Origin of the sequence: Thioclava atlantica (genome assembly GCF_000737065.1) — a bacterium.
In the GTDB taxonomy this organism is placed as follows: domain Bacteria; phylum Pseudomonadota; class Alphaproteobacteria; order Rhodobacterales; family Rhodobacteraceae; genus Thioclava; species Thioclava atlantica.
The window spans coordinates 119,156-144,703 of record NZ_AQRC01000001.1 but is presented as its reverse complement, the minus strand read 5'-3'; the positions used below and the strand labels follow the sequence as shown (position 1 = coordinate 144,703).

26 protein-coding genes and 1 tRNA gene are annotated in these 25,548 nt (G+C 64.0%); 14 read left to right on the top strand and 13 right to left on the bottom strand.

Annotated elements, in window-relative coordinates; genetic code table 11:
* Positions 1-110: 110 nt before the first annotated feature.
* Complete coding sequence (yidC, locus tag DW2_RS00650; protein ID WP_038142527.1) at positions 111-1,955, top strand: membrane protein insertase YidC; 1,845 nt, start codon at positions 111-113, stop codon at positions 1,953-1,955.
* Positions 1,956-2,223: 268 nt separating this feature from the next.
* Positions 2,224-2,874, top strand: a complete 651-nt coding sequence (gene yihA / locus DW2_RS00640; RefSeq protein WP_038142524.1) for a ribosome biogenesis GTP-binding protein YihA/YsxC — start codon at positions 2,224-2,226, stop codon at positions 2,872-2,874.
* A gap of 24 nt (positions 2,875-2,898) precedes the next feature.
* On the opposite strand, the gene argF is transcribed toward yihA, so the two are convergent.
* The 3 genes from argF to DW2_RS00625 form a co-directional block, all read right to left on the bottom strand.
* Complete coding sequence (argF, locus tag DW2_RS00635; RefSeq protein ID WP_038142523.1) at positions 2,899-3,825, bottom strand: ornithine carbamoyltransferase; 927 nt, start codon at positions 3,823-3,825, stop codon at positions 2,899-2,901.
* A gap of 72 nt (positions 3,826-3,897) precedes the next feature.
* Positions 3,898-5,076 (bottom strand): aspartate aminotransferase family protein, encoded by a 1,179-nt coding sequence (locus tag DW2_RS00630; RefSeq protein ID WP_038142522.1) that lies wholly within the window; start codon positions 5,074-5,076, stop codon positions 3,898-3,900.
* A 231-nt stretch (positions 5,077-5,307) separates the two neighbouring features.
* Positions 5,308-6,057, bottom strand: a complete 750-nt coding sequence (locus DW2_RS00625) for a ZIP family metal transporter (protein ID WP_038143332.1) — start codon at positions 6,055-6,057, stop codon at positions 5,308-5,310.
* 153 nt (positions 6,058-6,210) lie between these two features.
* On the opposite strand from DW2_RS00625, the gene DW2_RS00620 reads away from it, so the two are divergent.
* Positions 6,211-7,374: an alpha-hydroxy acid oxidase gene (locus DW2_RS00620; protein WP_038142521.1), complete on the top strand. Its 1,164-nt coding sequence runs from the start codon at positions 6,211-6,213 to the stop codon at positions 7,372-7,374.
* On the opposite strand, the gene DW2_RS00615 is transcribed toward DW2_RS00620, so the two are convergent.
* Positions 7,365-8,513, bottom strand: a complete 1,149-nt coding sequence (locus tag DW2_RS00615) for an MFS transporter (RefSeq protein WP_051855095.1) — start codon at positions 8,511-8,513, stop codon at positions 7,365-7,367. The two genes, DW2_RS00620 and DW2_RS00615, sit on opposite strands and share 10 nt — an antisense overlap.
* Before the next feature lie 181 nt (positions 8,514-8,694).
* Between DW2_RS00615 and DW2_RS00610 the strand changes: the two genes are divergently transcribed.
* The 3 genes from DW2_RS00610 (at position 8,695) to pth (ending at position 10,730) form a co-directional block, all read left to right on the top strand.
* Complete coding sequence (locus DW2_RS00610; protein WP_038142519.1) at positions 8,695-9,324, top strand: 50S ribosomal protein L25/general stress protein Ctc; 630 nt, start codon at positions 8,695-8,697, stop codon at positions 9,322-9,324.
* Positions 9,325-9,495: 171 nt separating this feature from the next.
* Complete coding sequence (locus DW2_RS00605; RefSeq protein WP_038142517.1) at positions 9,496-9,864, top strand: hypothetical protein; 369 nt, start codon at positions 9,496-9,498, stop codon at positions 9,862-9,864.
* Between the two features lie 182 nt (positions 9,865-10,046).
* Complete coding sequence (gene pth, locus DW2_RS00600; protein WP_038142514.1) at positions 10,047-10,730, top strand: aminoacyl-tRNA hydrolase; 684 nt, start codon at positions 10,047-10,049, stop codon at positions 10,728-10,730.
* A gap of 81 nt (positions 10,731-10,811) precedes the next feature.
* On the opposite strand, the gene DW2_RS00595 is transcribed toward pth, so the two are convergent.
* Positions 10,812-11,246, bottom strand: a complete 435-nt coding sequence (locus tag DW2_RS00595) for a VOC family protein (protein ID WP_038142512.1) — start codon at positions 11,244-11,246, stop codon at positions 10,812-10,814.
* A gap of 150 nt (positions 11,247-11,396) precedes the next feature.
* Between DW2_RS00595 and thyX the strand changes: the two genes are divergently transcribed.
* From thyX to DW2_RS00580, 3 genes are all read left to right on the top strand, one after another.
* Positions 11,397-12,311, top strand: a complete 915-nt coding sequence (thyX, locus tag DW2_RS00590) for an FAD-dependent thymidylate synthase (RefSeq protein WP_038142510.1) — start codon at positions 11,397-11,399, stop codon at positions 12,309-12,311.
* A 3-nt stretch (positions 12,312-12,314) separates the two neighbouring features.
* Entirely contained in the window at positions 12,315-12,995 is a 681-nt protein-coding gene (locus DW2_RS00585; protein WP_156102833.1) for a hypothetical protein, read from the top strand.
* 197 nt (positions 12,996-13,192) lie between these two features.
* On the top strand, positions 13,193-13,600 hold the full coding sequence (locus DW2_RS00580) for a DUF1810 domain-containing protein (protein ID WP_038142507.1): 408 nt from the start codon (positions 13,193-13,195) through the stop codon (positions 13,598-13,600).
* On the opposite strand, the gene DW2_RS00575 is transcribed toward DW2_RS00580, so the two are convergent.
* From DW2_RS00575 to DW2_RS00555, 5 genes are all read right to left on the bottom strand, one after another.
* Complete coding sequence (locus tag DW2_RS00575) at positions 13,597-14,508, bottom strand: ABC transporter permease (protein ID WP_038142506.1); 912 nt, start codon at positions 14,506-14,508, stop codon at positions 13,597-13,599. The genes DW2_RS00580 and DW2_RS00575 overlap by 4 nt on opposite strands.
* A 13-nt stretch (positions 14,509-14,521) precedes the next feature.
* The gene (locus DW2_RS00570) at positions 14,522-15,781 is read right to left on the bottom strand and encodes an ABC transporter permease (RefSeq protein WP_038142505.1); all 1,260 of its coding nucleotides are present in this window, start codon (positions 15,779-15,781) and stop codon (positions 14,522-14,524) included.
* 203 nt (positions 15,782-15,984) lie between these two features.
* A complete protein-coding gene (locus DW2_RS00565; RefSeq protein ID WP_038142502.1) occupies positions 15,985-17,061 on the bottom strand; it encodes an ABC transporter substrate-binding protein in 1,077 nt (358 codons plus the stop codon).
* Positions 17,062-17,160: 99 nt separating this feature from the next.
* The gene (locus tag DW2_RS00560) at positions 17,161-18,264 is read right to left on the bottom strand and encodes an ABC transporter ATP-binding protein (RefSeq protein ID WP_038142500.1); all 1,104 of its coding nucleotides are present in this window, start codon (positions 18,262-18,264) and stop codon (positions 17,161-17,163) included.
* Between the two features lie 345 nt (positions 18,265-18,609).
* A tRNA-Leu gene (locus DW2_RS00555) sits at positions 18,610-18,696 on the bottom strand.
* A 189-nt stretch (positions 18,697-18,885) separates the two neighbouring features.
* Between DW2_RS00555 and lipB the strand changes: the two genes are divergently transcribed.
* The 4 genes from lipB to DW2_RS00535 all read left to right on the top strand — a co-directional run bounded on the left by lipB (position 18,886) and on the right by DW2_RS00535 (position 22,970).
* Entirely contained in the window at positions 18,886-19,635 is a 750-nt protein-coding gene (gene lipB, locus DW2_RS00550) for a lipoyl(octanoyl) transferase LipB (protein ID WP_420340822.1), read from the top strand.
* Between the two features lie 112 nt (positions 19,636-19,747).
* On the top strand, positions 19,748-20,182 hold the full coding sequence (locus DW2_RS00545; protein WP_038142497.1) for a c-type cytochrome: 435 nt from the start codon (positions 19,748-19,750) through the stop codon (positions 20,180-20,182).
* Between the two features lie 431 nt (positions 20,183-20,613).
* On the top strand, positions 20,614-22,287 hold the full coding sequence (ctaD, locus tag DW2_RS00540; RefSeq protein WP_038142495.1) for a cytochrome c oxidase subunit I: 1,674 nt from the start codon (positions 20,614-20,616) through the stop codon (positions 22,285-22,287).
* 146 nt (positions 22,288-22,433) lie between these two features.
* A complete protein-coding gene (locus DW2_RS00535; protein ID WP_038142494.1) occupies positions 22,434-22,970 on the top strand; it encodes a DUF2244 domain-containing protein in 537 nt (178 codons plus the stop codon).
* Between the two features lie 3 nt (positions 22,971-22,973).
* Here DW2_RS00535 and DW2_RS00530 read toward each other — a convergent pair whose 3' ends face one another.
* The 3 genes from DW2_RS00530 to DW2_RS00520 all read right to left on the bottom strand — a co-directional run bounded on the left by DW2_RS00530 (position 22,974) and on the right by DW2_RS00520 (position 24,210).
* Positions 22,974-23,396, bottom strand: coding sequence for a hypothetical protein (locus DW2_RS00530; protein WP_038142493.1), 423 nt, complete (start codon positions 23,394-23,396; stop codon positions 22,974-22,976).
* Positions 23,397-23,461: 65 nt separating this feature from the next.
* Complete coding sequence (locus DW2_RS00525; RefSeq protein WP_038142492.1) at positions 23,462-23,647, bottom strand: DUF3008 family protein; 186 nt, start codon at positions 23,645-23,647, stop codon at positions 23,462-23,464.
* Between the two features lie 98 nt (positions 23,648-23,745).
* The gene (locus tag DW2_RS00520; protein WP_038142491.1) at positions 23,746-24,210 is read right to left on the bottom strand and encodes a GatB/YqeY domain-containing protein; all 465 of its coding nucleotides are present in this window, start codon (positions 24,208-24,210) and stop codon (positions 23,746-23,748) included.
* Positions 24,211-24,379: 169 nt separating this feature from the next.
* Between DW2_RS00520 and carA the strand changes: the two genes are divergently transcribed.
* On the top strand, positions 24,380-25,543 hold the full coding sequence (carA, locus tag DW2_RS00515; RefSeq protein ID WP_038142489.1) for a glutamine-hydrolyzing carbamoyl-phosphate synthase small subunit: 1,164 nt from the start codon (positions 24,380-24,382) through the stop codon (positions 25,541-25,543).
* Positions 25,544-25,548 lie beyond the last annotated feature (5 nt).

The window sequence follows — 25,548 nt, the reverse complement described above, 5'->3', positions numbered from 1 at the left end:
GGGTCATTCCCGGTCCGCAAGACGGTTTCCTCGGGAAAATGGCTTGACCTTTGCCTGCCCCTTCTGTTGAACCTCCCCAACCTCTCGAAAGGCTGGTGGACCCGTTTTTCATGGACAATCAGAACAAGAACCTCATTCTCGCGGTTGTGCTCTCGGCAGTGGTGCTTGCGGTATGGACCTATTTCTTCCCGCCCTCCCAGACCGAAACCCCTCCGCAGGACGGGACCGTCTCGCAACAGACCGCATCGCCGCAAACCGCTGACACCGCAGCGAATACGACGACTGCGCCCCCGCAGGCCGCCGTTCCGGGCGCCATGCCCAAGGCGAGCAGCCCCGAGGTGGCGAACACCCCGCGCATCCAGATCGACTCGCCCGACCTGAAGGGCTCGATCTCGCTACTCGGCGGTCGCCTCGATGACCTCCAGCTGAAGAAGTACAAGGAAACGCTGGCCAAGGATTCGCCCCTGGTGCGGCTTCTCGCGCCGGTTGGCGGCGCGCCGGGCGACACCACGCAGCCCTATTACGTCGTCTATGGCTGGCTTCCCGCTGGCGGCCTTCCGGCCGATCAGGTGCCGGGCCCCAACACTGTCTGGAGCCAGGTCGGCACCGGGGCGCTCACCCCGGATCATCCGATCACGCTGCAATGGGACAACGGCCACGGCCTGACCTTCCAGCGCGAGATCTCGGTCGACAAGAAATACCTCTTCACGATCCGCCAGTCGGTCCAGAACGGCACCGGCCAGCCGATCAAGCTCGCCCCCTACGGCATCATCGCCCGCCACGGCATCCCCGAGGAACGCCGGGTCTACGTCCTTCACGAGGGCGCGGTGCGGATGACCGACGGCAAGCTCGAAGAGATCAAGTACAAGAACATCACCAAGCTCGACAACCGGGGCGCCGAAGGGCAGGCGGAGCTGCTTCAGGCTCAGGACAACGGCTGGACCGGTTTCACCGACAAGTATTGGCAGACCGTGCTCGCGCCGATCTCGGGGCCGTTCACGTCGGTGGTGAAATATTCGGGCGAGAACTCGAACATCTATCAGACCGAGACCCGTCTTCCGGTGATCGAGGTGGCCCCGGGCGCCACGGGCGACGCGAAGACGCATCTCTTCGCCGGTGCCAAGGAATGGGAAACCATCCGCGACTATCAGGACAATGTTCCGATCCCGAAATTCGTCGACTCGATCGACTGGGGCTGGTTCTATTTCCTGACGAAACCGATGTTCCGCCTGCTGCACTGGCTGCACGGCGCGATCGGCAACATGGGCTGGGCGATCATCGGCCTGACCTTCATCATCAAGCTGATCGTCTTCCCGCTGGCACGAAAATCATACATCTCGATGGCGCGGATGAAAGAACTGCAGCCCGAGATGGAGAAGATGAAGGAAGCGGCCGGAGACGACCGCCAGAAGATGCAGCAGGGCATGATGGAGCTCTACAAGAAGCACAAGGTGAACCCCGCCGCGGGCTGCTTGCCGCTCCTGATCCAGATCCCGATCTTCTTCTCGCTCTACAAGGTGATCTACGTCACGATCGAGCTCTACCACGCGCCGTGGCTCGGCTGGATCCACGACCTCTCGGCACCTGACCCGTCCTCGATCCTGAACCTGTTCGGCCTGCTGCCCTTCGCGGCTCCGGGGCTCGATTCGCCGCTCCATATCGTGTCGCTCGGCATCCTTCCGATCCTGCTCGGTGTCTCGATGTGGTTCCAGCAGAAGCTGAACCCGGCACCGACCGACCAGACGCAGGCGATGATCTTCGCCTGGATGCCGTGGGTCTTCATGTTCATGCTGGGCAGCTTCGCGTCCGGTCTCGTGCTCTACTGGATCACGAACAACACGATCACCTTCCTGCAGCAGTACACGATCATGACGATGCACGGGAAGCGGCCCGACCTCTTCGGCAACATCAAGTCGGGCTTCCAACGCAAGAAACCCGCCGCCGATAAGAAATGACGGCGGGCCTCGCCACGATCTTCCGCCTCCCGCTCGAGTCGGCGGGGGGCGAGACACACCAAAGCGCGTCCCTCACCGAGGGGCGCGCTCTGCCTTTGGACGGGGAATGGGCGGTCGCGCATGCGGGTCCGGAGCACGCTGGCGCCCCCTGCCCCACCGCATTCGTGCCCGCGCGAGAGGGGCTTCAAGGCCATCCCGATCCCGGTGTCTTCTGCACCGTCATCGACGGGGGCGAGACCGCCAGTGGCGACAGAATAGAGGTGCTCTGATGGAGCTGAATTTCCCGCTGGCCGAAGAGCCGGACGATTTCTCCCGCGAGGCGGGGCGCAAGCTTTTCGCGGCCCCCGTGGAGTTCCTCAAGGGCGTGGTGGCGATGAAGGGCCTGCCGCCCGCCGACCGGATCGAGGTCTGTTTCGCGGGCCGCTCGAATGTGGGCAAGTCGAGCCTGATCAACGCGCTCACGAACCGGCGCAACCTCGCCCGGGCCTCGAACACGCCGGGCCGGACGCAGGAGATCAACTATTTCACCACGCAGGACGGCCCCTATCTCGTCGACCTTCCCGGCTACGGCTTCGCGCAGGCCCCGGTCGCGGTGGTCGCGAAATGGCAGGCGCTCCTGAAGGAGTATCTCTCGGGCCGCGCCACGCTGCGCCGCGCCTTCGTGCTGGTCGACACCCGTCACGGCATCAAGTCGGTCGACGAGGAGATCCTGACGCTCCTCGACCGCTCGGCGGTGACCTTCCAGGTGGTGATGACGAAATCCGACAAGGTGAGCGCGCAGGAGCGCGAGAAGGTGCTCGCACAGGTCCGCCAGGCGCTCTCCAAACACCCGGCCGCCTATCCCGAGATCGTCCTTACTTCTTCGGAGAAGGGTGAAGGGATCGAGACGCTGCGCGCCATCATCGCCGGGCTGGACTGAGGCGCCCTGCCCGGCTGGCGGGGCTCAGACGCCCAGGCAGTGCCGCATGATCGCCTTTTGCGCATGCAGCCGGTTCTCGGCCTCGTCGAAGATCACCGAATGCGGGCCGTCCATGACGCCGCTCGTGGCCTCGTCGTTGCGATGCGCGGGCAGGCAATGCATGAAGAGCGCATCGGGCTTGGCGTGGCGCATCAGCTCTTCGTTGACCTGATAGCCGCGCAGCTGGTTGTGCCGCCGCTCCTTGGCCGATTCCGGGTCATGCATCGACACCCAGGTATCGGTGACCACGAGATCGGCCCCTTCGACCGCGCGGGCCGGATCGCGGTCGATGGTGATCGGACGGCCGGCCTTCTCTGCCAGATCGAGCCAGGCACGTTCGGGATCGAGCGGCTCGGGCCCGGTGAAGGTCAGGTCGAAGCCGAACTGAACGCTCGCATGGGCGAAGGAGGCGAAGACGTTGTTGCCGTCGCCGGACCAGACGACCTTGCGCTCCGCGATCGGGCCGCGATGCTCTTCATAGGTCATCACATCGGCCATGATCTGGCACGGATGGGTGCGGTCGGTCAGCCCGTTGATCACCGGCACCGACGCATGTTCGGCCATCTCGAGAAGGGTTTCCTCCTCGAAGGTGCGGATCATGATCATGTCGACATAGCGCGAGAGCACCCGCGCGGTATCGGCGATGGTCTCGCCGTGACCGAGCTGCATGTCCGAGCCCGAAAGCACCATCGTCTGGCCGCCCATCTGGCGCACGCCGACATCGAAGGAGACGCGCGTCCGGGTCGAGGGTTTCTCGAAGATCAGCGCGACCATCCGGCCCGCCAGCGGCTGTTCGTCGTCGAGCGCGCCCTTGGGACGATCCGCGCGCGCCCGTTTCATCGCGATCGACTGGTCGATCATGGCCCGGAGCGCGGCCGGGTCGGTCTTGTGGATATCGAGGAAATGGGTCATCGGTTCTTCCTTCTTGGAAGGTGCCGGGGGCCCTGCCCCCGGTCCCCCGGAGTATTTATGGCCGGATGAAGATCAGGCCGATTTCTCGAGTTGGGTGGCGGCGGCATCGAGGCGGCTCACCGCCTCGGCCAGATCGGCTTCGGAGATGTTGAGCGGGGGCAGGAGGCGCAGGACATTGTCCGCCGCCGGCACGGTCAGCAGGTTCTGGTCATAGGCGGCCGCGACAAGTTCGGCAGGCGCGCACTTGCATTTGAGCCCGAGCATCAGCCCCGAACCGCGCACGCTCTCGAAGATGTCGGGATGCGCGGCGACCAGCGCCTCGAGCTTTTGACGCATGAAGCCCGCCCTGGCGTTCACCTGGTCGAGGAAGGCCGGGTCCGAGACGATCTCCATCACCTTGGCGCCCACGGCGCAGCCCAGCGGGTTGCCGCCATAGGTCGAACCGTGCGTGCCCGCGGTCATGCCCGAGGCCGCCGCTTCGGTGGCGAGCACCGCACCCAGCGGGAAGCCCCCGCCGATGCCCTTGGCGACCATCATGATATCGGGGGTCACGCCCGCCCATTCATGCGCGAAGAGCCGCCCCGTGCGCCCGACCCCGCATTGCACCTCGTCGAAGATCAGCAGCGCGCCGGTTTCGTCGCACAGGTCGCGCAGCCCCTTGAGACACTGGTCGGGGACCGGGCGGATGCCGCCCTCGCCCTGCACCGGCTCGATCAGGATCGCGGCGGTCTTGTCGGTGACGGCGGCGCGAAGCGCCTCGTGATCGGCCCAGGGAAGCTGGGTGAAGCCCGGCAGGAGCGGGCCGAAGCCCTTCACCATCTTCTCCGAATGCGGCACCGCCGAGATCGCCCCGGTGGAGCGGCCATGGAAGGCGCCGTCGAAGGTGATGATCTCGATCCGGTCCTCGCCTTTCGACGACCAGTATTTGCGCGCCATCTTGATCGCGAGCTCGGCCGCCTCGGTGCCCGAGTTGGTGAAGAAGACCGTGTCGGCGAAGGTCTTCTCGACCAGCGCGTCGGCGAGCGCCTGCTGCTGCGGGATCTGGTAGAGGTTCGAGACATGCCAGAGCTTGCCCGCCTGCTCGGTGAGCGCCTCGACCAGTTCCGGCGCGGCATGGCCGAGCGCGTTCACCGCGATCCCCGCCCCCATGTCGAGATATCGGCGCCCCTCTGCGGTCTCCAGCCAGGAGCCTTCGCCTTTGACGAAAGCCAGAGGCGCACGGTTATAGGTCGGCAGAACGGAGGGGATCATGGTTCGAACTCCACAAGAAGAAGGCAAATGCGTGCAACAGTCCCGGTGGGCTGTCAACGGTCAGGGGCCTTCGGTCAGCGATTTGAGGGAAGATGTGGCGAGAGCCACGAGCGATCGGACGTCAGGCGCGGGTGCGGCGACGTCGGGGACGGGCGATATGGGCGGTCCATGCGATCATGAGGCGTCCATTAAGCGGAGCTTGCCGCGAAGTAAAGCCTCTTCGCGGCAGGCTCAGCCAAGCGTGACATCGAGGAACATCATCAGGATGAGACCGAAGAGCATCCCCGCCGTCGCACGGTTCTGATGGCCGTTGCGGTGGGTCTCGGGCAGGATCTCGTGGCTGATGATATAGAGCATCGCGCCTGCGGCGAAGGTGAGCCCCCAGGGCAGGAGCGCGCCCGAGACCGACACGGCCGCCGCGCCGATGAGCGCCCCGACCGGCTCGACCGCCCCGGTCAGCGCGGTGACGAAGAACGCCTTGCGCCGTCCATAGCCCTGCCCGACCAACGCGACCGCGACGGCGAGACCTTCGGGAATGTCCTGCAAGGAGATCCCGGTCATTACCGAGAGGCCGTTCTCCATGCCGGCGCCGAAGGCGACGCCGATCGACAGGCCTTCGGGGAAATTGTGGATCGTGATCGCGATCACGAAGAGCCAGATCCGGGCGAGCCGCGCCGCATCCGCGCCCCCCTCGAGGCCGGACTGGAAGTGTTCATGGGGCAAATTCGCGTTCAGCCAAGCCACGAAACCGGAGCCGAGAGCGATCCCCGCCCCAGCGATACCCGCGGCGATCCAGACCGAGCCGAACATCGTCTCGGCCACATCGATCCCCGGCAGGATCAGCGAGAAATAGGAGGCAGAGAGCATGACGCCGGCGGCGAAGCCCAGCATCGTGTCGGCCATGCGCTGGCTCATCGAGCGCCCGAGCAGCGCGGGGATCGCCCCCAACGCCGTGGCCACGCCTGCGACCATGCCTCCCATCAGCCCCAGCAAGATCTCGTTCACGAAGTGCTCCCTTTTCCGCGATCCTTCCTGAAGGAAGCACGCGAAAGATCGGAATGGCAAGGGTGAAGACGATTGCGCTGCGCGCGCCCTATTGGTAAATATTTTTTACCACAACCGGGGGAGGGACACATGCCCGTCATCACCAACATCGCCGATCTCAAGCGCCTGCATAAATGCCGGACGCCGAAAATGTTCTACGATTACGCCGAGAGCGGTTCCTATACCGAGCAGACCTTCCGCGAGAACACCGAGGATTTCGCGCAGATCCGGCTCAATCAGCGGGTCGCGGTGGACATGACGGGGCGCTCGACGAAATCGCAGATGCTGGGGCAGGACGTCGCGATGCCGGTCGCGCTCGCGCCGGTGGGGCTCACCGGGATGCAGCGCGCCGACGGCGAGATCAAGGCGGCGAAGGCGGCCGAGAAATTCGGCGTCCCCTACACCCTCTCGACGATGTCGATCTGCTCGATCGAGGACGTGGCCGAGAACACCTCCGCGCCCTTCTGGTTCCAGATCTACACGCTCACCGATGACGACTATAACAAGCGGGTGCTCGAGCGCGCGCGTGCGGCGGGTTGTTCCGCCCTGGTGATCACGGTCGATCTGCAATTGCTCGGGCAGCGCCACAAGGACCTCAAGAACGGCCTCAGCGCTCCGCCGAAATTCACCCTGCCCGTTCTGCTCGATCTCGCCACGAAGTGGCGGTGGGGGATCGAGATGCTGCAGACCAAGCGGCGCTTCTTCGGCAATATCGTCGGCCATGTGGACAGCGCGGGCGACCCCTCCTCGCTTGCTTCCTGGACGGCGGAGAAATTCGACCAGTCCCTCAACTGGGACCGCATCAAGCAGCTGATGGACATGTGGGGCGGCAAGGTGATCCTCAAGGGCATCCTGACCACCGAGGATGCCGAGATGGCAGCGGCGACCGGGGCCGATGCGATCGTCGTCTCGAACCATGGCGGGCGCCAGCTCGACGGCGCCCTCAGCTCGATCCGGGTCCTGCCCTCGATCGTCTCGGCCGTGGGCGACAAGACCGAAGTCTGGCTGGATTCGGGCATCCGCTCGGGCCAGGACGTGCTCAAGGCGCTGGCGCTCGGCGCGAAAGGCGTGATGATCGGGCGGGCCTATGTGAACGGGCTCGGCGCGATGGGCGAAGCCGGCGTGACGACGGCGCTCGAAGTGATCCAGAAAGAGCTCGACACCTCGATGGCCCTGTGCGGCGAGCGGCGGATCGACCAGCTCGGGCGCCATGACGTGCTCGTCCCGCAGGGCTTCTTCGACACCTATTCCTGAGGAACGCGCGCAAGCCGGGCCAGTCCCGGCAGAATGACGAGGAGGATGAGGGCGATCGCCCCGAAGGCTGCGCGCAACCCCGCGCCTTCCGCGATCGCCCCCATCACCACCGGCCCGATGAAATAACCGGTGAAGCCGATCAGCCAGGCACGCGAAAGCGCCATCGCGCGAGACCGCGACGAAGTGCGCGCACCAAGGAGCGAGTTGGCGGAGGGCACGATCACCGCCGCGCCGAGACCGATCATCGCGACCCCCGCGACCGCCAGCACCTGAACCGGCGCGAAGGCGGTCAGCAATGCCCCTCCTGCCCCGATCAGCACCGAGATCGCGACAAGGCGCATCTCGCCCAGACGCTGCGCGAGGATCTGGCCGAAGACGCGCCCCACCCCCATCATGAGACCCATCATCATCGGTCCCGCCGCCCCCGACCCGGGCGGCGCGTCGAAGCTGCGCTGAAGATGCAGCGCCGACCAGCTCTCGGTCGCGTTCTCGGCCACGAAGGAACAGAACAGGATGACACCTGCCGGGATCACCGCGGCCCAGGGCAGCGTCGCCTTGCGCGTTTCGTGGTCGAGGTCTTCGACAACGGCGCTGCTCGGCTCGCGCATCGCCCAGGCAGCACAGACGACGACGATACCGGTCGCCGCCATGATCTCTCCCGGGCTCGCGCCCGAATGGCGCGCAAGGCCTGCCAGCGCGGCCGCCGCCGCGAGACCGAAGGAAAAGAGCGCGTGGTTCCAGTTCATCAGCGACAGCCCGGTCGCAGCTTCGCGATGGGAGATTTCCACATTCACCGCGATGTCGAGACTGGCCAGAGACCAGCCGCACCAAAGCAGCACGAGCCCGAGCACGAGCGGCGATCCGATCGTCCAGCCCACGAGCCCGACCAGCCCGAGCTGAACCGCGAAGACGGGGATGGAACGGTGGCCGAGATACCCTTGCAGCCGGGGGCCGATCCCCATCGCGCCCATCCCGCCGACTGCCGAAAGCAGCAGCAAGAGCCCGAGCGTGCCGTCCGAGACGCCCGACCGGGCCTGCCAGTCCGGCATCAGCGCCGCGAACCCGCCCCAGAACATTCCGAGCACCCCGAGACCTGTCCCGGTGGCGCGGCTGGCGCGGATCGCTTGAAGGAATGCCATTGTCGCTTGCTCCGTTTGACCGCAGCGCTATCATCCCGCTCGAGGCACGCCAAGCTCCGCCATTCCTGCGCGGCGACCCGAAAGCGCTTGCCTTTTCCCCCGATCCCGAGTATCCGCGCGTCTTCGTGGGCCCGACACCCTTGGAGGCGGCCCATCACATTGACCAATTTGGAGACCAATCATGGCCAAAGAGATCGAAACGATCGAAGCCGTGGCGCGTACGGGGACGGGCAAGGGGGCCGCTCGGCAAGCGCGTCGCGAGGGTTACGTGCCCGGCATCGTCTACGGCGACGGCAAAGACCCGCTGGCAATCAACCTCGACTACAACAAGCTGCTGACCCGCCTGCGCAAGGGCCGCTTCATGTCGACCCTCTTCAACCTCAAGGTTGAAGGCGAGGAAGACGTGCGCGTGATCTGCCGCGGCGTTCAGAAGGACGTGGTCAAGGACCTGCCGACCCATGTCGACTTCATGCGCACCCACCGCAACTCGCGCATCTCGCTCTTCGTGCATGTCGAGTTCATCAACCACGAGCAGGCGCCGGGCCTCAAGCGTGGCGGCACCCTCGTCGTCGTGCGTCCGGAAGTCGAACTCAACGTTCTCGCCGGTGAAATCCCCGAGCAGATCGTTGTCGATCTCGCCGGCAAGCAGATCGGCGACACGATCCACATCTCGGACGTGACCCTGCCGACCGGCGCGAAGCCGACGATCGAGCGCGACTTCGTGATCGCCAACGTCGCCCCGCCGAAAGGCTTCGGTGGCGGCTCCTCGGATGAAGAGGAAGGCGCAGAGGAAGAGGCGACCGAGGAATAATCCTCAGAACCCTTCTCACGCTGAATTCGCGGGGCCCTTCGGGGCCCCGTTTTTCTTTGCCAGAGTGGTCACTGTGGGAATTTTGCCAGTATCACCTTTTTGTGATCGCAAAATAATAGCCATCTTTGCGTTTCGCAGTAGAGTGAAGAAAACAACCATGAGGCGATATTGATGGCATACCTTCCGACCACCAGTCTGGCCGCCTTGCGCAAGGCAGCGCAGCTCGCGTCGGATCGCAGCGTGGGGCTCCCCTCCGCCCAAGCCTATCACGAGGCCGACAGTGCCGAGTTCGCCGCGGGCGCGGACGCAGCGCTGGAGCCTCAGAATACGCGCTTGAAGAATCTGGAGCCCGACGAAGCGTTCGACCGGCTGTTCCACGAGGCCGAGCGTCGCGTCCTTCATCTTGAATTGCAGCGTCGCGTGGCGGCAACCACGCATCTGCGCGCCGCCTTTGCGGCCAAGGTCGCAGATGGTGCCTTCCATCAGGATCCGGGTTTCCCCCAGACCTCGCTCAAGAAGCCGGGCTCTTCCTCGCGCTGACGACGACCCGATTTCTCTGAAAACGCCCGCAAGGGCGTTTTTTTCATGTCCGCCCGCCCGTGCCCTCTTTTCCGCAAGGCCGGCTTCCCATATCCCGAAGCCCGCAAGGCGTGGGGCACAAACGCGGGCAATCCCGCGCCCTGCCACACCCGCCGCAGACGCGCAATGCAGGGAGCGAACAGATGAAACTCTGGGTCGGACTTGGCAACCCGGGCGCCAAATATTCCGCGAACCGCCACAATATCGGCTTCATGGCGCTCGACCGGATTGCCGAGGATCACGGCTTTGCGCCGTGGCGCGCGAAATTTCAGGGTCAGGTCAGCGAGGGGCGGGTCGGCTCCGAGCGCATCGTGCTCCTCAAGCCCGAGACTTTCATGAATCTCTCCGGCCAGTCGGTGCGCGCAGCGGCCGATTTCTACAAGATCCCCGTGGAAGACATCACCGTCTTCCATGATGAGCTCGACCTCGCCCCCGGCAAATGCCGGCTCAAGCAGGGTGGCGGCCATGCCGGGCATAACGGGCTGCGCTCGATCCACCAGCATATGGGGTCCGATTACGCGCGGGTGCGGCTCGGCATCGGCCATCCGGGGCACAAGGACCGGGTCGCGGGTTACGTGCTGAGCGATTTCGCCAAGGCCGAGCAGGAGATGCTCGACGACTTGCTGCGCGGGATCTCGGACGGCGCGCCGGCGCTGGCCGCGGGCGAGGGTTCGAAATTCCTCAACGCGGTGAGCCTGCGCACAGCGCCGCCGCGCTCCTCGACCGGGACGGCGCCCCCCAAACCCTCCCCCGTGCCGGAACGCAAAGAGGCCGCGGACGACACCCGCAGCCCCTTCGACAAGCTCAAGGATCACTTCCGGAAATGACCCGGGCCTCTTCCTCTTGACCCAAATATCCCGGGGTGAGGCGCGACAGCGCCGAGGGGCAGCGCCCCTCGCCCCTGCCAATCACCAGTGGCCGGTGTTTTCCATGCTCGCCCACGGCTCCTGCGCGGGCAGCGCATCGCCCATCTGCAGCAACTCCACCGAGACATTGTCGGGCGAGCGCACGAAGGCCATATGCCCGTCGCGCGGCGGGCGGTTGATCGTCACGCCATTGTCCATCAGGTGCTGGCACATCTCGTAGATGTTCTCCACGCGATAGGCGAGATGGCCGAAATGGCGGCTGTCCGAGGGCAGCCCGGTATCGCCGTCCCAGTTCCAGGTCAGCTCGACATCGGCGCGCCCGTCTTCCTGGCCCGGCGGGCAGAGATAGACCAGCGTGAAGCGGCCCTGCTCGCTCTCGAAGCGCTTGCGCTCCTTCAGGCCCAGAAGTTTGTAGAACGCGATCGATTTCTCGAGGTCGAGCACGCGCACCATCGTGTGCAGATATTCGATCTTCATCGGGAGGTCTCCTCTGTCTCTGGTTTCACCGGAGGATAGAGCAGTCGCGCGCCGGGGCAAGGCACAGAGGTTATCCACAGGATATGGCGGTTCCCGCGCGGGCGATCCGCAGATATAGTGATTCACGATTCGAGACCTGCGGAGGATATCATGGCGCTCACCCCCGAACAGAAAGCCGAGATCGAGGCGCAGCGCGCCGAGACGCAACTGACCGCGCGGGCGGTCTCGCCGGGGATGGAAAAGCGGCTCTACACCGCCCATGAGGTGCTCGATCACGGGCTGGTGCGGGTCATCGACTACATGGGCGACGATGCCGCGATCTGCCAGGCCGCGCGGGTCTCCTATGGCCGCGGCACCAAGGCGGTGAGCAACGATACCGGGCTGATCCGCTACCTGATGCGGCACTGGCACTCGACGCCCTTCGAGATGTGCGAGGTCAAGTTCCACGTCAAGCTGCCGGTCTTCGTCGCGCGCCAGTGGATCCGCCACCGCACCGCGAACGTGAATGAATATTCCGCCCGCTACTCGATCCTCGACCGCGAATTCTACATCCCCGCCCCCGACAAGCTCGCCGCGCAATCGACGGTGAACAACCAGGGCCGCGGCGCGGTGCTGGAAGGCGCCGAGGCCGCCCGCGTGCTCGACATCCTGCGCGAGGACGCGATGCGCAGCTACGACCATTACGAGGACATGCTGACGCCGGACGAGGATGCGGGCAAACAGGGCCTCGCACGGGAACTCGCGCGGATGAACCTGCCCGCGAATATCTACACGCAATGGTACTGGAAGATCGACCTGCACAACCTCTTCCACTTCCTGCGCCTGCGCGCCGACCACCACGCGCAATACGAGATCCGCGTCTATGCCGCGACCATGTGCGATATCGTCAAGGACTGGGTGCCCGCGGCCTATTCGGCCTTCGAGGATTACCGTCTGGGCGGGGTGAACCTGTCGGGCAAGGCGGTGGAACTACTGAAGCGGCGTCTGGCGGGTGAGGTCGTCACGCAGGAGAATTCCGGCATGAGCAAGGGCGAGTGGCGGGAGTTTACGGATGTTTGGGGGTAACGAGTGCTGAACGTTAGTTATGATCCATCTACCGGCTTGCCTTACATTGCGCTTTTAGTTGAAGCGCTAAGATGGCTTGCTTGGCCGGTGGCGATCGTGGTCATTGCGTTCATTTTCCGTGACCCACTCAAAGGTTTGTTACGAAATATCAAGAACCTAACCGTTGGGAACAATCGCGCAGAGTTTATTCCGCAGCAACGTGGGAACTCCGGTGCGCTAGAAGATTCACTGCCCGGTGAACAACAGTCGAATAGGGATCTACCGATCCTTGAGGAGAATCTGACGCCTGCACAGCGAGAAATAAGGGATAGCGTCAGAAAAGAAATTGAAGACCATCCAGAGAACGCCCGTCTAGAAATTCTGATCGCGGCCGTGGCGAAAGAACGGTTGCTGAGACATTTTGCGTCCGCATACAGCAACATTTTTGGCAGTCAGATTCGGGCGCTCGAGTTGCTTAACCAGCGCGGTGGGCAGGTATCTCTCTTAGAAGCGCGGGAGGAGTACGCAAAACTCCAAAAAGAAATCACTGAACTCGCTTCTCTACCCTTCGAAGGCTACATCCGTTACTTGACTGATTTTCGTCTAGTCGACGTAGATGCCGAATGTATTCGCCTAACTCACATCGGCCGAGACTTTATAATCTGGCTGAACGCAATTGGTGCAAATAAAAACAAGCCGCTCTAATCGTCTTTAACCGCCCGGCCCCTAGGCCGGGCCGCGCCCGACCCGCCCCCCAGGGCGGGCGCGATTGCACTGTCCCGCGAGCCTCGCACGACACCACCCACCTCACCACCTGCACAGCGATCAAATGAAGCACGCGCCCACCCTCGGGTCGGTCGCGGCCCTTCTCACGCCGTCCCCAGCGGCGCTATAGTCGCCGCATGACCCAACGCTTCCACGCCCCGCAAGACGCCACCTACCCCACCGCGCTGCGCGAGCTGCGCCACGGGCGCAAGACCACCCATTGGATGTGGTGGATCTTCCCGCAGCTCGCCGCGCTCGGGCGCAGTTCCCGCGCCAAGGAATACGGGATCGCCGATCTCGACGAGGCGCGGGCCTATCTCGCCGATCCGGTGCTGCGCGCGCGGCTGGTGGAGGCCTCGGAGATGGTGCTCACCCATCCCGACACCCCGATCGAGCAGATCATGGGTCCTGTCGATGCGGCGAAGCTGCGCTCCTGCGCGACGCTCTTCGAGGCCGCCTCGAACGGAAAGGAGCCGGTCTTCGCCCGGCTCCTCGACACGTTCTATGAGGGCGCACGCTGCCCGTTGACGCTCGAGCGTCTCTAGCCGGGGCTCACCCCGCGCAGGCGCTCGGAGCGGCGGCGCAGCAGCTCGACCGTGGTCAGCAGCGCGATCGAGATGAAGACGAGGATCGTCGCCACCGCGAGGATCGCCGGGCTGATCTGCTCGCGGATGCCGTTCCACATCTGGCGCGGGATCGTCTGCTGGTCGTAGCCCGCGACGAAGAGCACCACCACCACCTCGTCGAACGAGGTCACGAAGGCGAAGAGCGCCCCCGAGATCACGCCCGGCAGGATCAGCGGCATGATGATGCGGAAGAAGGTCGTGCGCGGATCGGCCCCGAGGTTCGCCGAGGCGCGGCTCAACGAATGATCGAAGCCCACCAGCGTCGCCGTCACCGTGATGATGACGAAGGGGATGCCCAGCGTCGCATGGGCCATGATGATGCCCGGATAGGTGTGGGCGAGCCCGGTCTTCGAATAGAAGAAGAACAGCCCCGTCGCGGTGATGATGATCGGCACGATCATCGGCGAGATCAGCACCGCCATGATCGCGCGGCGGAACGGCATCTCGGGCCGCGACAGGCCGAGCGCCGCCAGCGTGCCCAGCACCGTCGCCAGAACCGTCGCGAAGAAGCCGATGATGATCGAGTTCTTCGCCGCGCCGATCCAGGTCGCGTGCTGCCAGGCATCCATCCACCAGCCCCAGCCGCGCTCGACATTGGGCTCCTGCATCCCGAAGGTCAGCAGCAGGTCGTACCAGCGCATCGAATAGCCCGCCGGATCGAAGCCCAGCATCTCCTTGGTGAAGGTGAAATAGGGCTGCGCGTTGAACGAGAGCGGGATGATCACGACGATCGGCGCGATCAGGAAGAAGAAGATCAGCGCGCAGATCACCAGATAGGCGTAGTGCCAGGTCTTCTCGAGCGGGCTTGCATAAGCGGGAAGTGCCATTCTCGTTCTCTCCTCAGCCCAGCTTCATGTTGTCGATGCCCACCAGCCGGTCATAGAGCCAGTAGAGGATCAGCACGCCCGCAAGCAGCAGCGAGGCCAGCGCCGCGGCGAGCGACCAGTTGAGCGATTTCTGCATGTGGAAGGCGATCATGTTCGAGATCAGCTGACCATCCGCGCCACCGACAAGGGCGGGGGTGATGTAGTAGCCGACCGACAGGATGAAGACGAGAAGCGCCCCGGCCCCGATCCCCGGCAGGGTCTGCGGCAGGTAGATCCGCCGGAACGCGGTCCAGGAGGTCGCCCCCAGGGAGCGCGCCGCACGCACATAGCTCGGCGGGATCGTCCGCATCACCGAATAGAGCGGCAGCACCATGAAGGGCAGAAGGATATGCGTCATCGCGATGATCGTGCCGGTCTTGTTGTACATCATCTCGAGCCGGCCGTCGTTGTTGACGATCCCGAGCCAGACCAGCAGATCGTTGAGCACGCCCTGCTGCTGCAAGAGCACCATCCACGAGGTCGTCCGCACCAGCAGCGATGTCCAGAACGGCAGCAGCACGAAGATCATCAGCAGGTTCGACTTCGCCAGCGGCAGAGAGGCCAGCAGATGCGCGATCGGGAAGGCGAGGATCATGCACAGAACCGTGATGATGAAAGACAGGACCGCCGTGCGCCAGAACAGCTTGCCGTAGATCGCGCGGTCGGGGTTCACGCCGACGATGTTGTCGTTCTTGTCGCGGGTCATGTCGAGCGCGGCGAGATAGAAGTCGATCGTGTAGGGATGGGTGGCCGAGCGCATCGCCCGCCACAGGTTCGGATCGTTCCACCCCTCGTTCACCCCGAGGATGGCCTCTTTCCACGGCGGTTCGAGCCGGTCGATCTTGCGCGCCGTCGAGGTGAAGAGCGAGCGCGTGCCCGCCACGTCGTAATTGATCCGGGTTCCCGCCTGCCCCTGCGTGCGGTTCTCCTTCATCGTCTTGAGATCGGATGCGAGCGCCGCATAGGCGCTCTCGTCGATCGGCGCGCCTTGCGGATGTTCAGAGAACCACTTGTCGAGCGCCGGAGCGGTCGCCGAGAAGGAATCGTTATAGACGGACTGGAACAGCATCTGTCCGATCGGCACCACGAAGGTGATGAGAACAAAGAGAAAGAGCGGCGCGACCAGAAGGAAGGCCCGTCTCTTGGCCCGCGCCTCGCTGCGCACGAGCGCCTTCTTGAGCGGCACGCCATCGGCCGTCGTCAGTTCAGGGGAAGCCATCGTGGTATCGCTCATCGTCTCTCCTTCCGCCGCTCGGATCACCGGGACCGGTAATGCGCGCAGCTTGCTCGCGCGGTCTCGGGGCAAGGCGGTGTGGTGGGCCTCCTCGCTCAGAGACGTCCCGGCACCGAGCCCCGACAAGGACCCGCGGCCGGATGTGCCCCAAATGTCTCGGAGGATAGGGATCGCGCGGGCCTGCCGCGCGATCCCGGGTCACATCAGCTCGCGAGCCAGGCGTTGAAGCGCTCGCTCAGTTCCGTGTCGTGATCGGCCCAGAACTCGAAGTCGTTGACGAGAGCGTTCTTCATGTTCTCGGGCGCGGTCGGCATATGCGGACCCATCTGGGTCTTGCCGTCCTGATAGACACCCACCATCGGGGCCGAGGACTTGCGCGCCGGACCGTAGGAGATCCACTTCGCCTGATCCGCGAGTTGCTTGGTCTCGGTAGCGAACTTCAGATAAGCCTTCGCGGCGTCCATATGCGGCGCGCCCTTCGGGATCACGAAGAAGTCGAAATCGAGCACCTGACCGTCCCAGACGATCTTGAAGGGCTGGCCTTCCGCGACTTCGGCGTTGAAGATACGCCCGTTATAGGCGGTGGTCATGACCACTTCGCCATCGGCCAGAAGCTGCGGCGGCTGCGCGCCGGCATCCCACCAGACGATGTCGTTCTTGATCGTGTCGAGCTTCTTGAAGGCGCGGTCGACACCTTCCGGCGTGGAGAGCACCTTGTAGACGTCACCCGCAGGCACGCCATCGGCCATCAGCGCCATCTCGAGCGTCGCCTTGGCGGATTTGCGCAGGCCGCGCTTGCCGGGGAACTTCTCGGTGTCGAAGAAGTCGGCGATCGAGGCCGGGGAGCCTTTCACCTTGTCGGTATTGTAGGCCATGACGGTCGACCAGACGATATTCGCGACGCCGCAATCGGTCAGGGCGCCGTCGATGAAGTCATCGGTCGCAGCCGACCCGTCCGCACCGGCCGCGAGATCGGTGGCGGGATCGATCGGTTCGAGAAGGCCCTCGTCACACAGCCGCACCGCGTCGGATTTCTCGACATCGGCCACGTCGATCGAGACGTTGCCGGCCTCGACCTGCGCCTTGATCGGCGTTGCCGGGTTGTCGGCCGCTTCCATGTTCACGGTGATGCCGGTCTTCTCGGCGAAGGGCTTGTTGTAGGCTTCGACCTGGCTCTTTTCGTAGGCGCCGCCCCAGGACAGGACGGTGACCTCCTCGGCCTGCGCTGCCGCGGCGGTCAGGCCGACGATCGCAGTGCTCAGGATCATAAGTTTCTTCATTCGAAGTTTCTCCCAGTTGGTTGGTTCTTTATTGGCGACTTGGCGTCGATTGGCCGCGAGATTGCGGCAGGCCGGGGCATCACGGACGCCCCGGTAAACTCACATCGGATCGAGGGCGCGGGCATCTTGCGGATGCCAGCCGATCTTCAGCCGCTCGCCCGGCTTGAGGCGTACCTGATCGAGCGTGTTGCGTGATTTCATCACGAATTCGTCGGATCCGGCAACCCGCATCCGGGTGCGCAGGATATCCCCCATATAGATGACCTCGAGCACCTCGGCACCGATCGTATGGGCGCCAGCGGGCATCATCTCGGGCTTGAACTCCACCCGCTCGGGCCGGATCGAGACCAGCGTCTCCTGCCCCGCCTCGCGGATGTTCACCGCCGTCGCGTCGATGATCTCGCCGGTTTCCAGGCGCACCGTGCAGGTGTCGCCCGTCAGCGTCTCGACCGTGCCCGGCAGCTTGTTGTTCTCGCCGATGAACTGCGCGACGAAGCTGTTCTGCGGGCGCTCGTAGAGCTCGTCGGGGGCGGCGAGCTGCTGGATGCGCCCGTCATTGAAGACCGCGACGCGGTCCGACATCGTCAGCGCCTCGCCTTGGTCATGCGTCACGTAGACGACGGTGATCCCGAGGCTTTCATGCAGATGCTTGATCTCGAACTGCATGTGCTCGCGCAGCTGCTTGTCGAGCGCGCCGAGCGGTTCATCCATCAGCACCAGCTCGGGATCGAACACGAGCGCCCGCGCGAGCGCGATCCGCTGTTGCTGGCCGCCCGAAAGTTGCGCAGGACGGCGATTGATGAAATCGCCCATCTGCACCATGTCGAGCGCGCGCTTGATCTTTGTTTCGCGTTCGTCCTTGCCCATCCCGCGCACTTCGAGCGGGAAGGCGAGGTTCTCGCCCACCGTCATGTGCGGGAAGAGGGCGTAATTCTGGAACACCATGCCGATCCCGCGCTTGTGCGGGGGCACCATATTGATGTTCTTGCCGTCGAGAAGGATCTCCCCGTTCGTCGCCATCTCGAAACCGGCGAGCATCATCAGGCAGGTGGTCTTGCCCGACCCTGACGGCCCCAGCATGGTGAGAAACTCACCTTTGCCGATCGAGAGATTGAGATCCTTCACGACGAGCGTTTCGCCGTCATAACTCTTCTGAACACGGTCGAATACGACGAATCCATCGCCGTCAGCAGCGTTGTTCAAAGCGGGCTCCCCATTGGTTCTTGTCGTTGGTCATTTCCCGTGCAGATGACTAAACCAAGGGCATTTGCGGATTACAACCATGAATTCAAACTTCCCGTGATGAAGACCATGGGAGCATCGAACAGCCTGAAAAACCGTCGATTTGCGCCGCTTGAAGCGCAAACAGCGACCATTCGCTGAACAAAGCAGCGCTGGACGAAGGGGAATGCGGCACGGCGGGAAGGTCGATTTCGGGCCGAGTGACGAGCGGGCCCGGACGCTCATGACAGCCCCGGAGTCCCGTCAGGGAAACCCGTCGGGTCCCTCGAGTGAGGGAAAGAACTTTACCTGATCTATTCGGAAAAATGGTGCGGTCGAGAAGACTCGAACTTCCACGGGAGTTACCCCACAGCGACCTCAACGCTGCGCGTCTACCAATTCCGCCACGACCGCACTGTCTTGGCTTGGTGTGGCGCGTATTAGCCAAAGTGCGGGGGGATGAAAAGGGGGTAATTCGGGATTACGAAAGTTTTTTGTCGCGCCCTGCCCCCCGCCTTCGGTCACCTCGTAATCGAGCCGAAAGCGCGGCTCCTTGCGCGGGGCAAACCTTGTCTTTCGACGCGGGAAGCTTCAATTCAAGGAATGCAGTTTACGATGGCGCGATTGGCTGGCGCGGCGACGGGCCGGCCTGCGCGCCGCACCGAAGGATCAGATCAGATGGTCGAATGGCGCATCAGCGACGCTCCGGTTCCCTATGAGGAAGCCCTCTCCTTCATGGAACGCCGTGTGGCCCAGATCTCGGCGGGCGAGGCGGAGGAGATGGTCTGGCTTCTCGAACACCCGCCCCTCTACACCGCCGGCACCTCGGCCAGGCGCGAGGATCTCGTCGATCCCGACCGTTTTCCGGTCTTCGAGGCGGGCCGCGGCGGGCAATATACCTATCACGGCCCCGGGCAACGGGTCGCCTATGTCATGCTCGATCTCAACAAGCGCGGCCGCGACGTGCGCTGCTTCGTGCGCCAGCTCGAGGACTGGGTCATTGCCGCGCTTGCCGAATTCAACGTGAAGGGCGAGATCCGCGAAGGGCGCGTCGGCGTCTGGGTCGCGCGCCCGGACAAGCCCAAGGCGGCGGACGGCCCGCTGCGCGAGGACAAGATCGCCGCGATCGGCGTCAAGCTCCGCAAATGGGTGAGCTTCCACGGCATCTCGATCAATGTCGAACCCGACCTGTCGCATTTCTCGGGAATCGTGCCATGCGGGATTCGCGAACACGGCGTCACGAGTCTAGTGGATCTCGGGCTCCCGGTTTCGCTGCCCGATCTGGACGTGGCGCTGCGTGCGACATTCCGTCGCATCTTCGATGGCAATCCGCCGCCGAACACGGAAAGTTAATGACACATTCCTCTTTTTGCATGTTACAAGCGCGTTCAAGGCAGCGTGACTGTCTGTGAATTCTGGGGCAGGAGGACCCCGGATACACCGAAACGAAAACAAGGAAGACGCGATGAAATTCAGCATGATCGCAGTGATCACCGCAGTCGCCATGGCTGGCCCCGCGCTCGCGCAGGATGCCGCCAAGGGAGAGAAAGAATTCAAGAAGTGCAAGGCTTGCCACTCGATCGTCGCTCCGGACGGAACGGCGATCTTCAAGGGCGGCAAGGTCGGCCCGAACCTCTATAACGTCGTGGGCCGTCCGGTCGCGTCGGAAGAGGGCTATCGCTACAAGGATGGCATCAAGGAGCTCGCCGAGACCGGTGCCGTGTGGACCGAGGCAGATCTCGCCGAATACATGACCGATCCCTCTAAATATCTTGAGGAAAAGACCGGCGACCCCAAGGCGAAATCGGGCATGGGCTACAAGCAGAAGAAGGACCAGGCGGATATCGCCGCCTATCTCGCGTCGCCTGCCGTTTCGCCGGACAACCCGGCGAACAAGTAAGCCGCACGCCTCAGTGCGCGATCGAAGGCGGGCCGGAAACGGCCCGCCTTTTTCATTCCGGATTGCCAGTGGCACCGATCGGGTACCGGCCGGTCCGGCTCCCCTTGCCGCCGCGGAGTGGCGCGGAACACGCGGGGCCGTTTTGTCGTGTCCTAAGAAGGGAAGCACCCAGCGGCGCATCCCTCTCCCCCACCCGAGACGGCGTCATTTAGAGCCTCTCGAGCCGCTCTCCCACTCCCGTGACCTCGCCCTCCGACCCGCACGAACCGACCGAAACTTCCCCGCTTCCGCCTCCCGTGAAACCCCACACAAATTTTCACGCCCCCGTGTCCGGCATTCTTGCTCTGTGAGGAAAATGCCCATAACGTCGCCCCATGCAGGTCCAATGGGACGGGAGACCCGGGCCTGAAGGGAGAAATTGGGAGTTCAATATGGCGGACGCAGCCGTTCACGGCGATGGCGCGCATGACCAGCGTGGGTTCTTCACCCGCTGGTTCATGTCGACCAATCACAAGGATATCGGGATCCTCTACCTGTTCACCGCAGGTCTGGTGGGTCTCATCTCGGTCATCTTCACCGTTTACATGCGCCTCGAGCTCATGGAGCCGGGTGTGCAATACATGTGCCAGGAAGGCGCACGCTTCATCGCCAACGCGGCCGAGGAATGCACGCCTGACGGACATCTGTGGAACGTGATGATCACCTATCACGGCGTGCTGATGATGTTCTTCGTCGTCATCCCGGCGCTGTTCGGGGGCTTCGGCAACTATTTCATGCCGCTGCAGATCGGCGCGCCGGACATGGCCTTCCCGCGGATGAACAACCTCAGCTACTGGCTCTATGTCGCGGGTACCAGTCTCGGCATCGCCTCGCTGCTCGCACCGGGCGGCGGCGGCGGCACGGGCTCGGGCGTGGGCTGGGTTCTCTACCCGCCGCTGTCGGTTCATGAGGGCGGCTACTCGATGGATCTTGCGATCTTCGCCGTGCACGTCTCGGGCGCAAGCTCGATCCTCGGCGCGATCAACATGATCACCACTTTCCTCAACATGCGCGCCCCGGGCATGACGCTGCACAAGGTGCCGCTCTTCGCCTGGTCGATCTTCGTGACCTCCTGGCTGATCCTGCTGTCGCTGCCGGTTCTGGCGGGCGCGATCACCATGCTGCTGATGGACCGCAACTTCGGCACCACCTTCTTCGATCCCTCGGGCGGCGGTGATCCGATTCTCTACCAGCACATCCTGTGGTTCTTCGGTCACCCCGAGGTCTACATCATCATCCTGCCCGGCTTCGGCATCATCTCCCACGTCATCGCGACCTTCTCGCGCAAGCCGATCTTCGGTTACCTGCCGATGGTCTATGCGATGGTGGCGATCGGTGTTCTCGGCTTCGTCGTCTGGGCGCACCACATGTACACGGTGGGCCTGAGCCTGACCCAGCAGAGCTACTTCATGGTGGCGACGATGGTGATCGCGGTCCCCACCGGCGTGAAGGTGTTCAGCTGGATCGCGACGATGTGGGGCGGCTCGATCGAGTTCAAGACGCCGATGCTCTGGGCGCTCGGCTTCCTGTTCCTCTTCACCATCGGCGGCGTGACCGGCGTGGTGCTGAGCCAGGCGCCGCTCGACCGGGTCTATCACGACACCTATTACGTGGTGGCGCATTTCCACTACGTGATGTCGCTCGGCGCGGTCTTCGCGATCTTCGCGGGCGTCTATTTCTGGATCGGCAAGATGTCTGGCCGGCAATATCCGGAATGGGCGGGCAAGCTGCATTTCTGGGCGATGTTCATCGGCTCGAACCTGATCTTCTTCCCGCAGCACTTCCTTGGCCGCCAGGGCATGCCGCGTCGCTACATCGACTATCCGGAGGCCTTCGCCACCTGGAACTACATCAGCTCGATCGGCGCGTTCATTTCCTTCGCCAGCTTCGTGTTCTTCATCGGCGTCGTGTTCTACACCCTCTTCTGGGGCAAGCGCGTCACGCAGAACAACTACTGGAACGAATATGCGGACACGCTGGAATGGACCCTGCCCTCCCCGCCCCCGGAGCACACTTTCGAGCAGCTCCCGAAGCGTGAGGACTGGGATCATGCCCACGCGCATTGAGCCCGCCATCTCCTGATCATGCAGCGGCCCCGGAGCGATCCGGGGCCGTTCGCTTTTCTCAAGCCCGGCCGGGCGCAGCATCCGCGATCTTGCTTGCCAGAGGACCTGCCTGCGGTATCCTCACGCCCGCGTGACCAGGAGGAGCGATGCCCTATCGCTGGACAGACACGGCGGGAAACCCGGCGCCGGAGCCTTCGGGGCAAGCCCCCGGCACGGCAGATCAGGTCCATCTCTGGCCCTACAGGTCGCTGCCCCGCACCGGTTTCGTCTTCTTCATCGCGGCCACGGTCGTGATGGTGAGCATCCCTCTGCTCTCCTTGCTTGGACGGCCCGAACTCTGGTGGATCCTTCTCTTCATCGCGATCGCGGTCGCCGGGGTCTGGTGGGCGATCTCGCACAGCTACCGCACGGGCGAAGTGCGCGAGGTGCTCAGCTTTCGGGGTGCGGAGCTGCACCTGATCCGGCACGAGCCCGATCAGACGGCCCGCGACTGGGTCGCCAATCCGCATTGGGTGCGTGCGGAACTCCATCCGTCGGGCGGTCCCGTCCCCGATTACCTGACCTTGCGCGGAGGCGCGCGCGTGGTCGAGCTTGGCGCCTTCCTCACACCGGAAGAACGCCGCAAACTGCATCGCGAATTGCAGGCGCGGCTCGATCTGGCGCGAGCCCCCGCTGCGCCCTGACCTTCAGCCGTCGATCCCGACCCCCGGGGCCGAGACCGGTAGGCATTTGAAGCCGTTCTCGATCTTCAGCGCCGCCTGACGCGCCCAGGCGTCACTCTCCCGGTTGACGGTTTGCGTCGCGGTCTGCGGATGCGTTCCTGCCGCAAGCGCTCCCACGAGCTCCTTCGCGAAGGTGTTCCCGTAGGAGTGGATCTCGGCCTCGTAGGCGGCATGGGCAGCGCGCGCACGTTTGCGCGTCTCCGTCCCGTTCGAGCCCGGCGCACAGAGATAGCTCACCGAGCCCCCCGCCACCGAGGACTGGAACCGGAACAATTTCCGATCCGGATATTCCTTCTGCAACTCGCCAAGGCCCACCGCGGGCACGCATCCGGCGATCGCGATCGACAAAAGGCAAAAAGACGCGAACTGAGCGGCTCTGGCCCCCATCACATTCTCCCACTCGTTACTCGGATTGTCGTCCGGCACTTCCCGGCCTCGACCGGAAAACGCGCTCAGTGACTCTTGCGCTCGGGCAGGCCGGAGCGTTCGACCCCCGCCATTTCCTCGAGTTCGCCCTCGGTCATGTGCTCGTACATGTTCCTGGCCGCCCCCTGGAGATCCTTGACGCGCGTCTCGCCGCGCTTCGCTGCAAGCGCCGCGCCAGCCGCCTTCTGCTGCACTTTCGACTGAGCTTCCATGGACACACCTCCTTTGCGCATGATCTGCGAAAAAAGAAACGCCCCCGCAGGGGCGCCGTTCCATCGCGTTCCGGGTGGTGGCGGAGCTCCGCCACCCCTCAGGAGGCGAGCCGATCCTTGACCATCGGCCCGGCCTTCGAGAAGTCCATCTGGCCGGTATATTGCGCCTTCAGCTCGCCCATCACGCGCCCCATGTCGCGGATCGAACTGGCCCCGAGCTTGGCAATCGCGGCATCGATGGCCTGCGACACCTCTTCCTCGCTCAACTGGCGCGGCAGGAACTCCTCGATCACGCGGATCTCGGAAAGTTCCTTCTCCGCCAGTTCGAGCCGGCCGCCTTCCTCATAGGCACGCGCGCTTTCCTGGCGCTGCTTCACCATCTTGCCCATGATCGCGAGCACCTCGGCATCGCCCACCGTGCCGCCGCCATCACCTTCCGAGCGCATCGCGATTTCGCGGTCCTTGATGGCCGCATTGATGAGTCGCAGCGTCGAGAGCCGCTCCTGATCCTTTTCCCGCATCGCCGTCTTCAGCGCCGCGGCGATCTTGTCGCGCATTTGCATTCGTTTGTCCCCATCTGCGTCAAGGCGACAGAATAGCTGCATTGCGAAATGCGCACAACACCCGTAAGTCATTGAAAAACATAATAAACGCAAATATGCAGGAGTCCCTTGACCCGCAGCCGAGACCCGCCTAAGTTCCGGCGAATTTTTACCTCGGGGGAGTCGCGCCATGCCTGCAAGTCAGACCGCATCGGAAAAGCCCACCGCGCTGATCGCGCTCGCCGATGGATCGCTCTTCTACGGGCGCGGCTTCGGCGCGACGGGCGACACGGTGGCGGAGCTTGTCTTCAACACCGCCATGACCGGCTATCAGGAGATCATGACGGACCCGTCCTATGCCGGGCAGGTCGTCACCTTCACCTTCCCTCATGTCGGCAATGTCGGCGTGAACCCGGAAGACGACGAGACGGGCGAGCCGGTCGCCGCCGGAATGGTCGTCAAATGGGACCCGACCGAGCCCTCGAACTGGCGCGCGGCCGAGAACCTCGTGACCTGGCTCGAAAAACGCGGCCGGATCGGCGTCGGCGGTGTCGATACCCGCCGCCTGACCCGCGCGATCCGCCAGCAGGGCGCGCCCCATGTCGCCATCGCGCACAGCCCCGATGGCGTCTTCGACATCGAGGCGCTGGTCAAGAAGGCGCGCGGCTGGTCCGGGCTCGAGGGGCTCGACCTCGCCAAGGATGTGACCTGCGCACAGAGCTATCGCTGGGACGAGATGCGTTGGGCCTGGCCCGAGGGCTACAAGAAGGCCGAGGGCAATGACCTCAAGGTCGTCGCCATCGATTTCGGCGCCAAGCGCAATATCCTGCGCTGCCTCGCCTCGGCGGGTTGCGACGTGACCGTGCTGCCCGCGACCGCCACCGCCGAGGAAGTGCTCGCGCTCAATCCCGATGGCGTGTTCCTCTCGAACGGCCCCGGCGACCCGGCCGCGACCGGAGCCTATGCGGTGCCGATGATCAAGAACGTGCTGGATACCGAGCTGCCCGTCTTCGGGATCTGCCTTGGCCACCAGATGCTCGCGCTGGCGCTCGGCGCGAAGACGATCAAGATGAACCACGGGCATCACGGCGCGAACCACCCGGTGAAGGACCTCACCACCGGCAAGGTCGAGATCACCTCGATGAACCACGGCTTCGCGGTGGACAGCCAGACACTGCCGAAAGGCGTGGCGGAAACCCATGTCTCGCTGTTCGACGGGTCGAATTGCGGCATCGCGATCGAAAATCGCCCGGTCTTCTCGGTGCAATACCACCCCGAGGCCAGCCCGGGCCCGCAGGACAGCTACTACCTGTTCGAACGCTTCGCCGAGGCCATGCGCGCCCGCCGCGCCTGAGGCCG

What these genes read in the sequence shown, in the direction of transcription:
- argF (WP_038142523.1), bottom strand. Translation starts at nt 3,825, where the DNA reads ATGACCCATTTCCTCGATATCCACAAGACCGACCCGGCCGCGCTCCGG.
- carA (WP_038142489.1), top strand. Translation starts at nt 24,380, where the DNA reads ATGCCTGCAAGTCAGACCGCATCGGAAAAGCCCACCGCGCTGATCGCG.
- DW2_RS00580 (WP_038142507.1), top strand. Translation starts at nt 13,193, where the DNA reads ATGACCCAACGCTTCCACGCCCCGCAAGACGCCACCTACCCCACCGCG.
- DW2_RS00565 (WP_038142502.1), bottom strand. Translation starts at nt 17,061, where the DNA reads ATGAAGAAACTTATGATCCTGAGCACTGCGATCGTCGGCCTGACCGCC.
- DW2_RS00530 (WP_038142493.1), bottom strand. Translation starts at nt 23,396, where the DNA reads ATGGGGGCCAGAGCCGCTCAGTTCGCGTCTTTTTGCCTTTTGTCGATC.
- yidC (WP_038142527.1), top strand. Translation starts at nt 111, where the DNA reads ATGGACAATCAGAACAAGAACCTCATTCTCGCGGTTGTGCTCTCGGCA.
- DW2_RS00570 (WP_038142505.1), bottom strand. Translation starts at nt 15,781, where the DNA reads ATGAGCGATACCACGATGGCTTCCCCTGAACTGACGACGGCCGATGGC.
- DW2_RS00545 (WP_038142497.1), top strand. Translation starts at nt 19,748, where the DNA reads ATGAAATTCAGCATGATCGCAGTGATCACCGCAGTCGCCATGGCTGGC.
- DW2_RS00575 (WP_038142506.1), bottom strand. Translation starts at nt 14,508, where the DNA reads ATGGCACTTCCCGCTTATGCAAGCCCGCTCGAGAAGACCTGGCACTAC.
- DW2_RS00520 (WP_038142491.1), bottom strand. Translation starts at nt 24,210, where the DNA reads ATGCAAATGCGCGACAAGATCGCCGCGGCGCTGAAGACGGCGATGCGG.
- DW2_RS00525 (WP_038142492.1), bottom strand. Translation starts at nt 23,647, where the DNA reads ATGGAAGCTCAGTCGAAAGTGCAGCAGAAGGCGGCTGGCGCGGCGCTT.
- DW2_RS00605 (WP_038142517.1), top strand. Translation starts at nt 9,496, where the DNA reads ATGGCATACCTTCCGACCACCAGTCTGGCCGCCTTGCGCAAGGCAGCG.
- DW2_RS00625 (WP_038143332.1), bottom strand. Translation starts at nt 6,057, where the DNA reads ATGGGAGGCATGGTCGCAGGCGTGGCCACGGCGTTGGGGGCGATCCCC.
- DW2_RS00615 (WP_051855095.1), bottom strand. Translation starts at nt 8,513, where the DNA reads ATGGCATTCCTTCAAGCGATCCGCGCCAGCCGCGCCACCGGGACAGGT.
- DW2_RS00535 (WP_038142494.1), top strand. Translation starts at nt 22,434, where the DNA reads ATGCCCTATCGCTGGACAGACACGGCGGGAAACCCGGCGCCGGAGCCT.
- pth (WP_038142514.1), top strand. Translation starts at nt 10,047, where the DNA reads ATGAAACTCTGGGTCGGACTTGGCAACCCGGGCGCCAAATATTCCGCG.
- ctaD (WP_038142495.1), top strand. Translation starts at nt 20,614, where the DNA reads ATGGCGGACGCAGCCGTTCACGGCGATGGCGCGCATGACCAGCGTGGG.
- DW2_RS00595 (WP_038142512.1), bottom strand. Translation starts at nt 11,246, where the DNA reads ATGAAGATCGAATATCTGCACACGATGGTGCGCGTGCTCGACCTCGAG.
- DW2_RS00610 (WP_038142519.1), top strand. Translation starts at nt 8,695, where the DNA reads ATGGCCAAAGAGATCGAAACGATCGAAGCCGTGGCGCGTACGGGGACG.
- DW2_RS00630 (WP_038142522.1), bottom strand. Translation starts at nt 5,076, where the DNA reads ATGATCCCCTCCGTTCTGCCGACCTATAACCGTGCGCCTCTGGCTTTC.
- lipB (WP_420340822.1), top strand. Translation starts at nt 18,886, where the DNA reads ATGCAGTTTACGATGGCGCGATTGGCTGGCGCGGCGACGGGCCGGCCT.
- DW2_RS00620 (WP_038142521.1), top strand. Translation starts at nt 6,211, where the DNA reads ATGCCCGTCATCACCAACATCGCCGATCTCAAGCGCCTGCATAAATGC.
- thyX (WP_038142510.1), top strand. Translation starts at nt 11,397, where the DNA reads ATGGCGCTCACCCCCGAACAGAAAGCCGAGATCGAGGCGCAGCGCGCC.
- yihA (WP_038142524.1), top strand. Translation starts at nt 2,224, where the DNA reads ATGGAGCTGAATTTCCCGCTGGCCGAAGAGCCGGACGATTTCTCCCGC.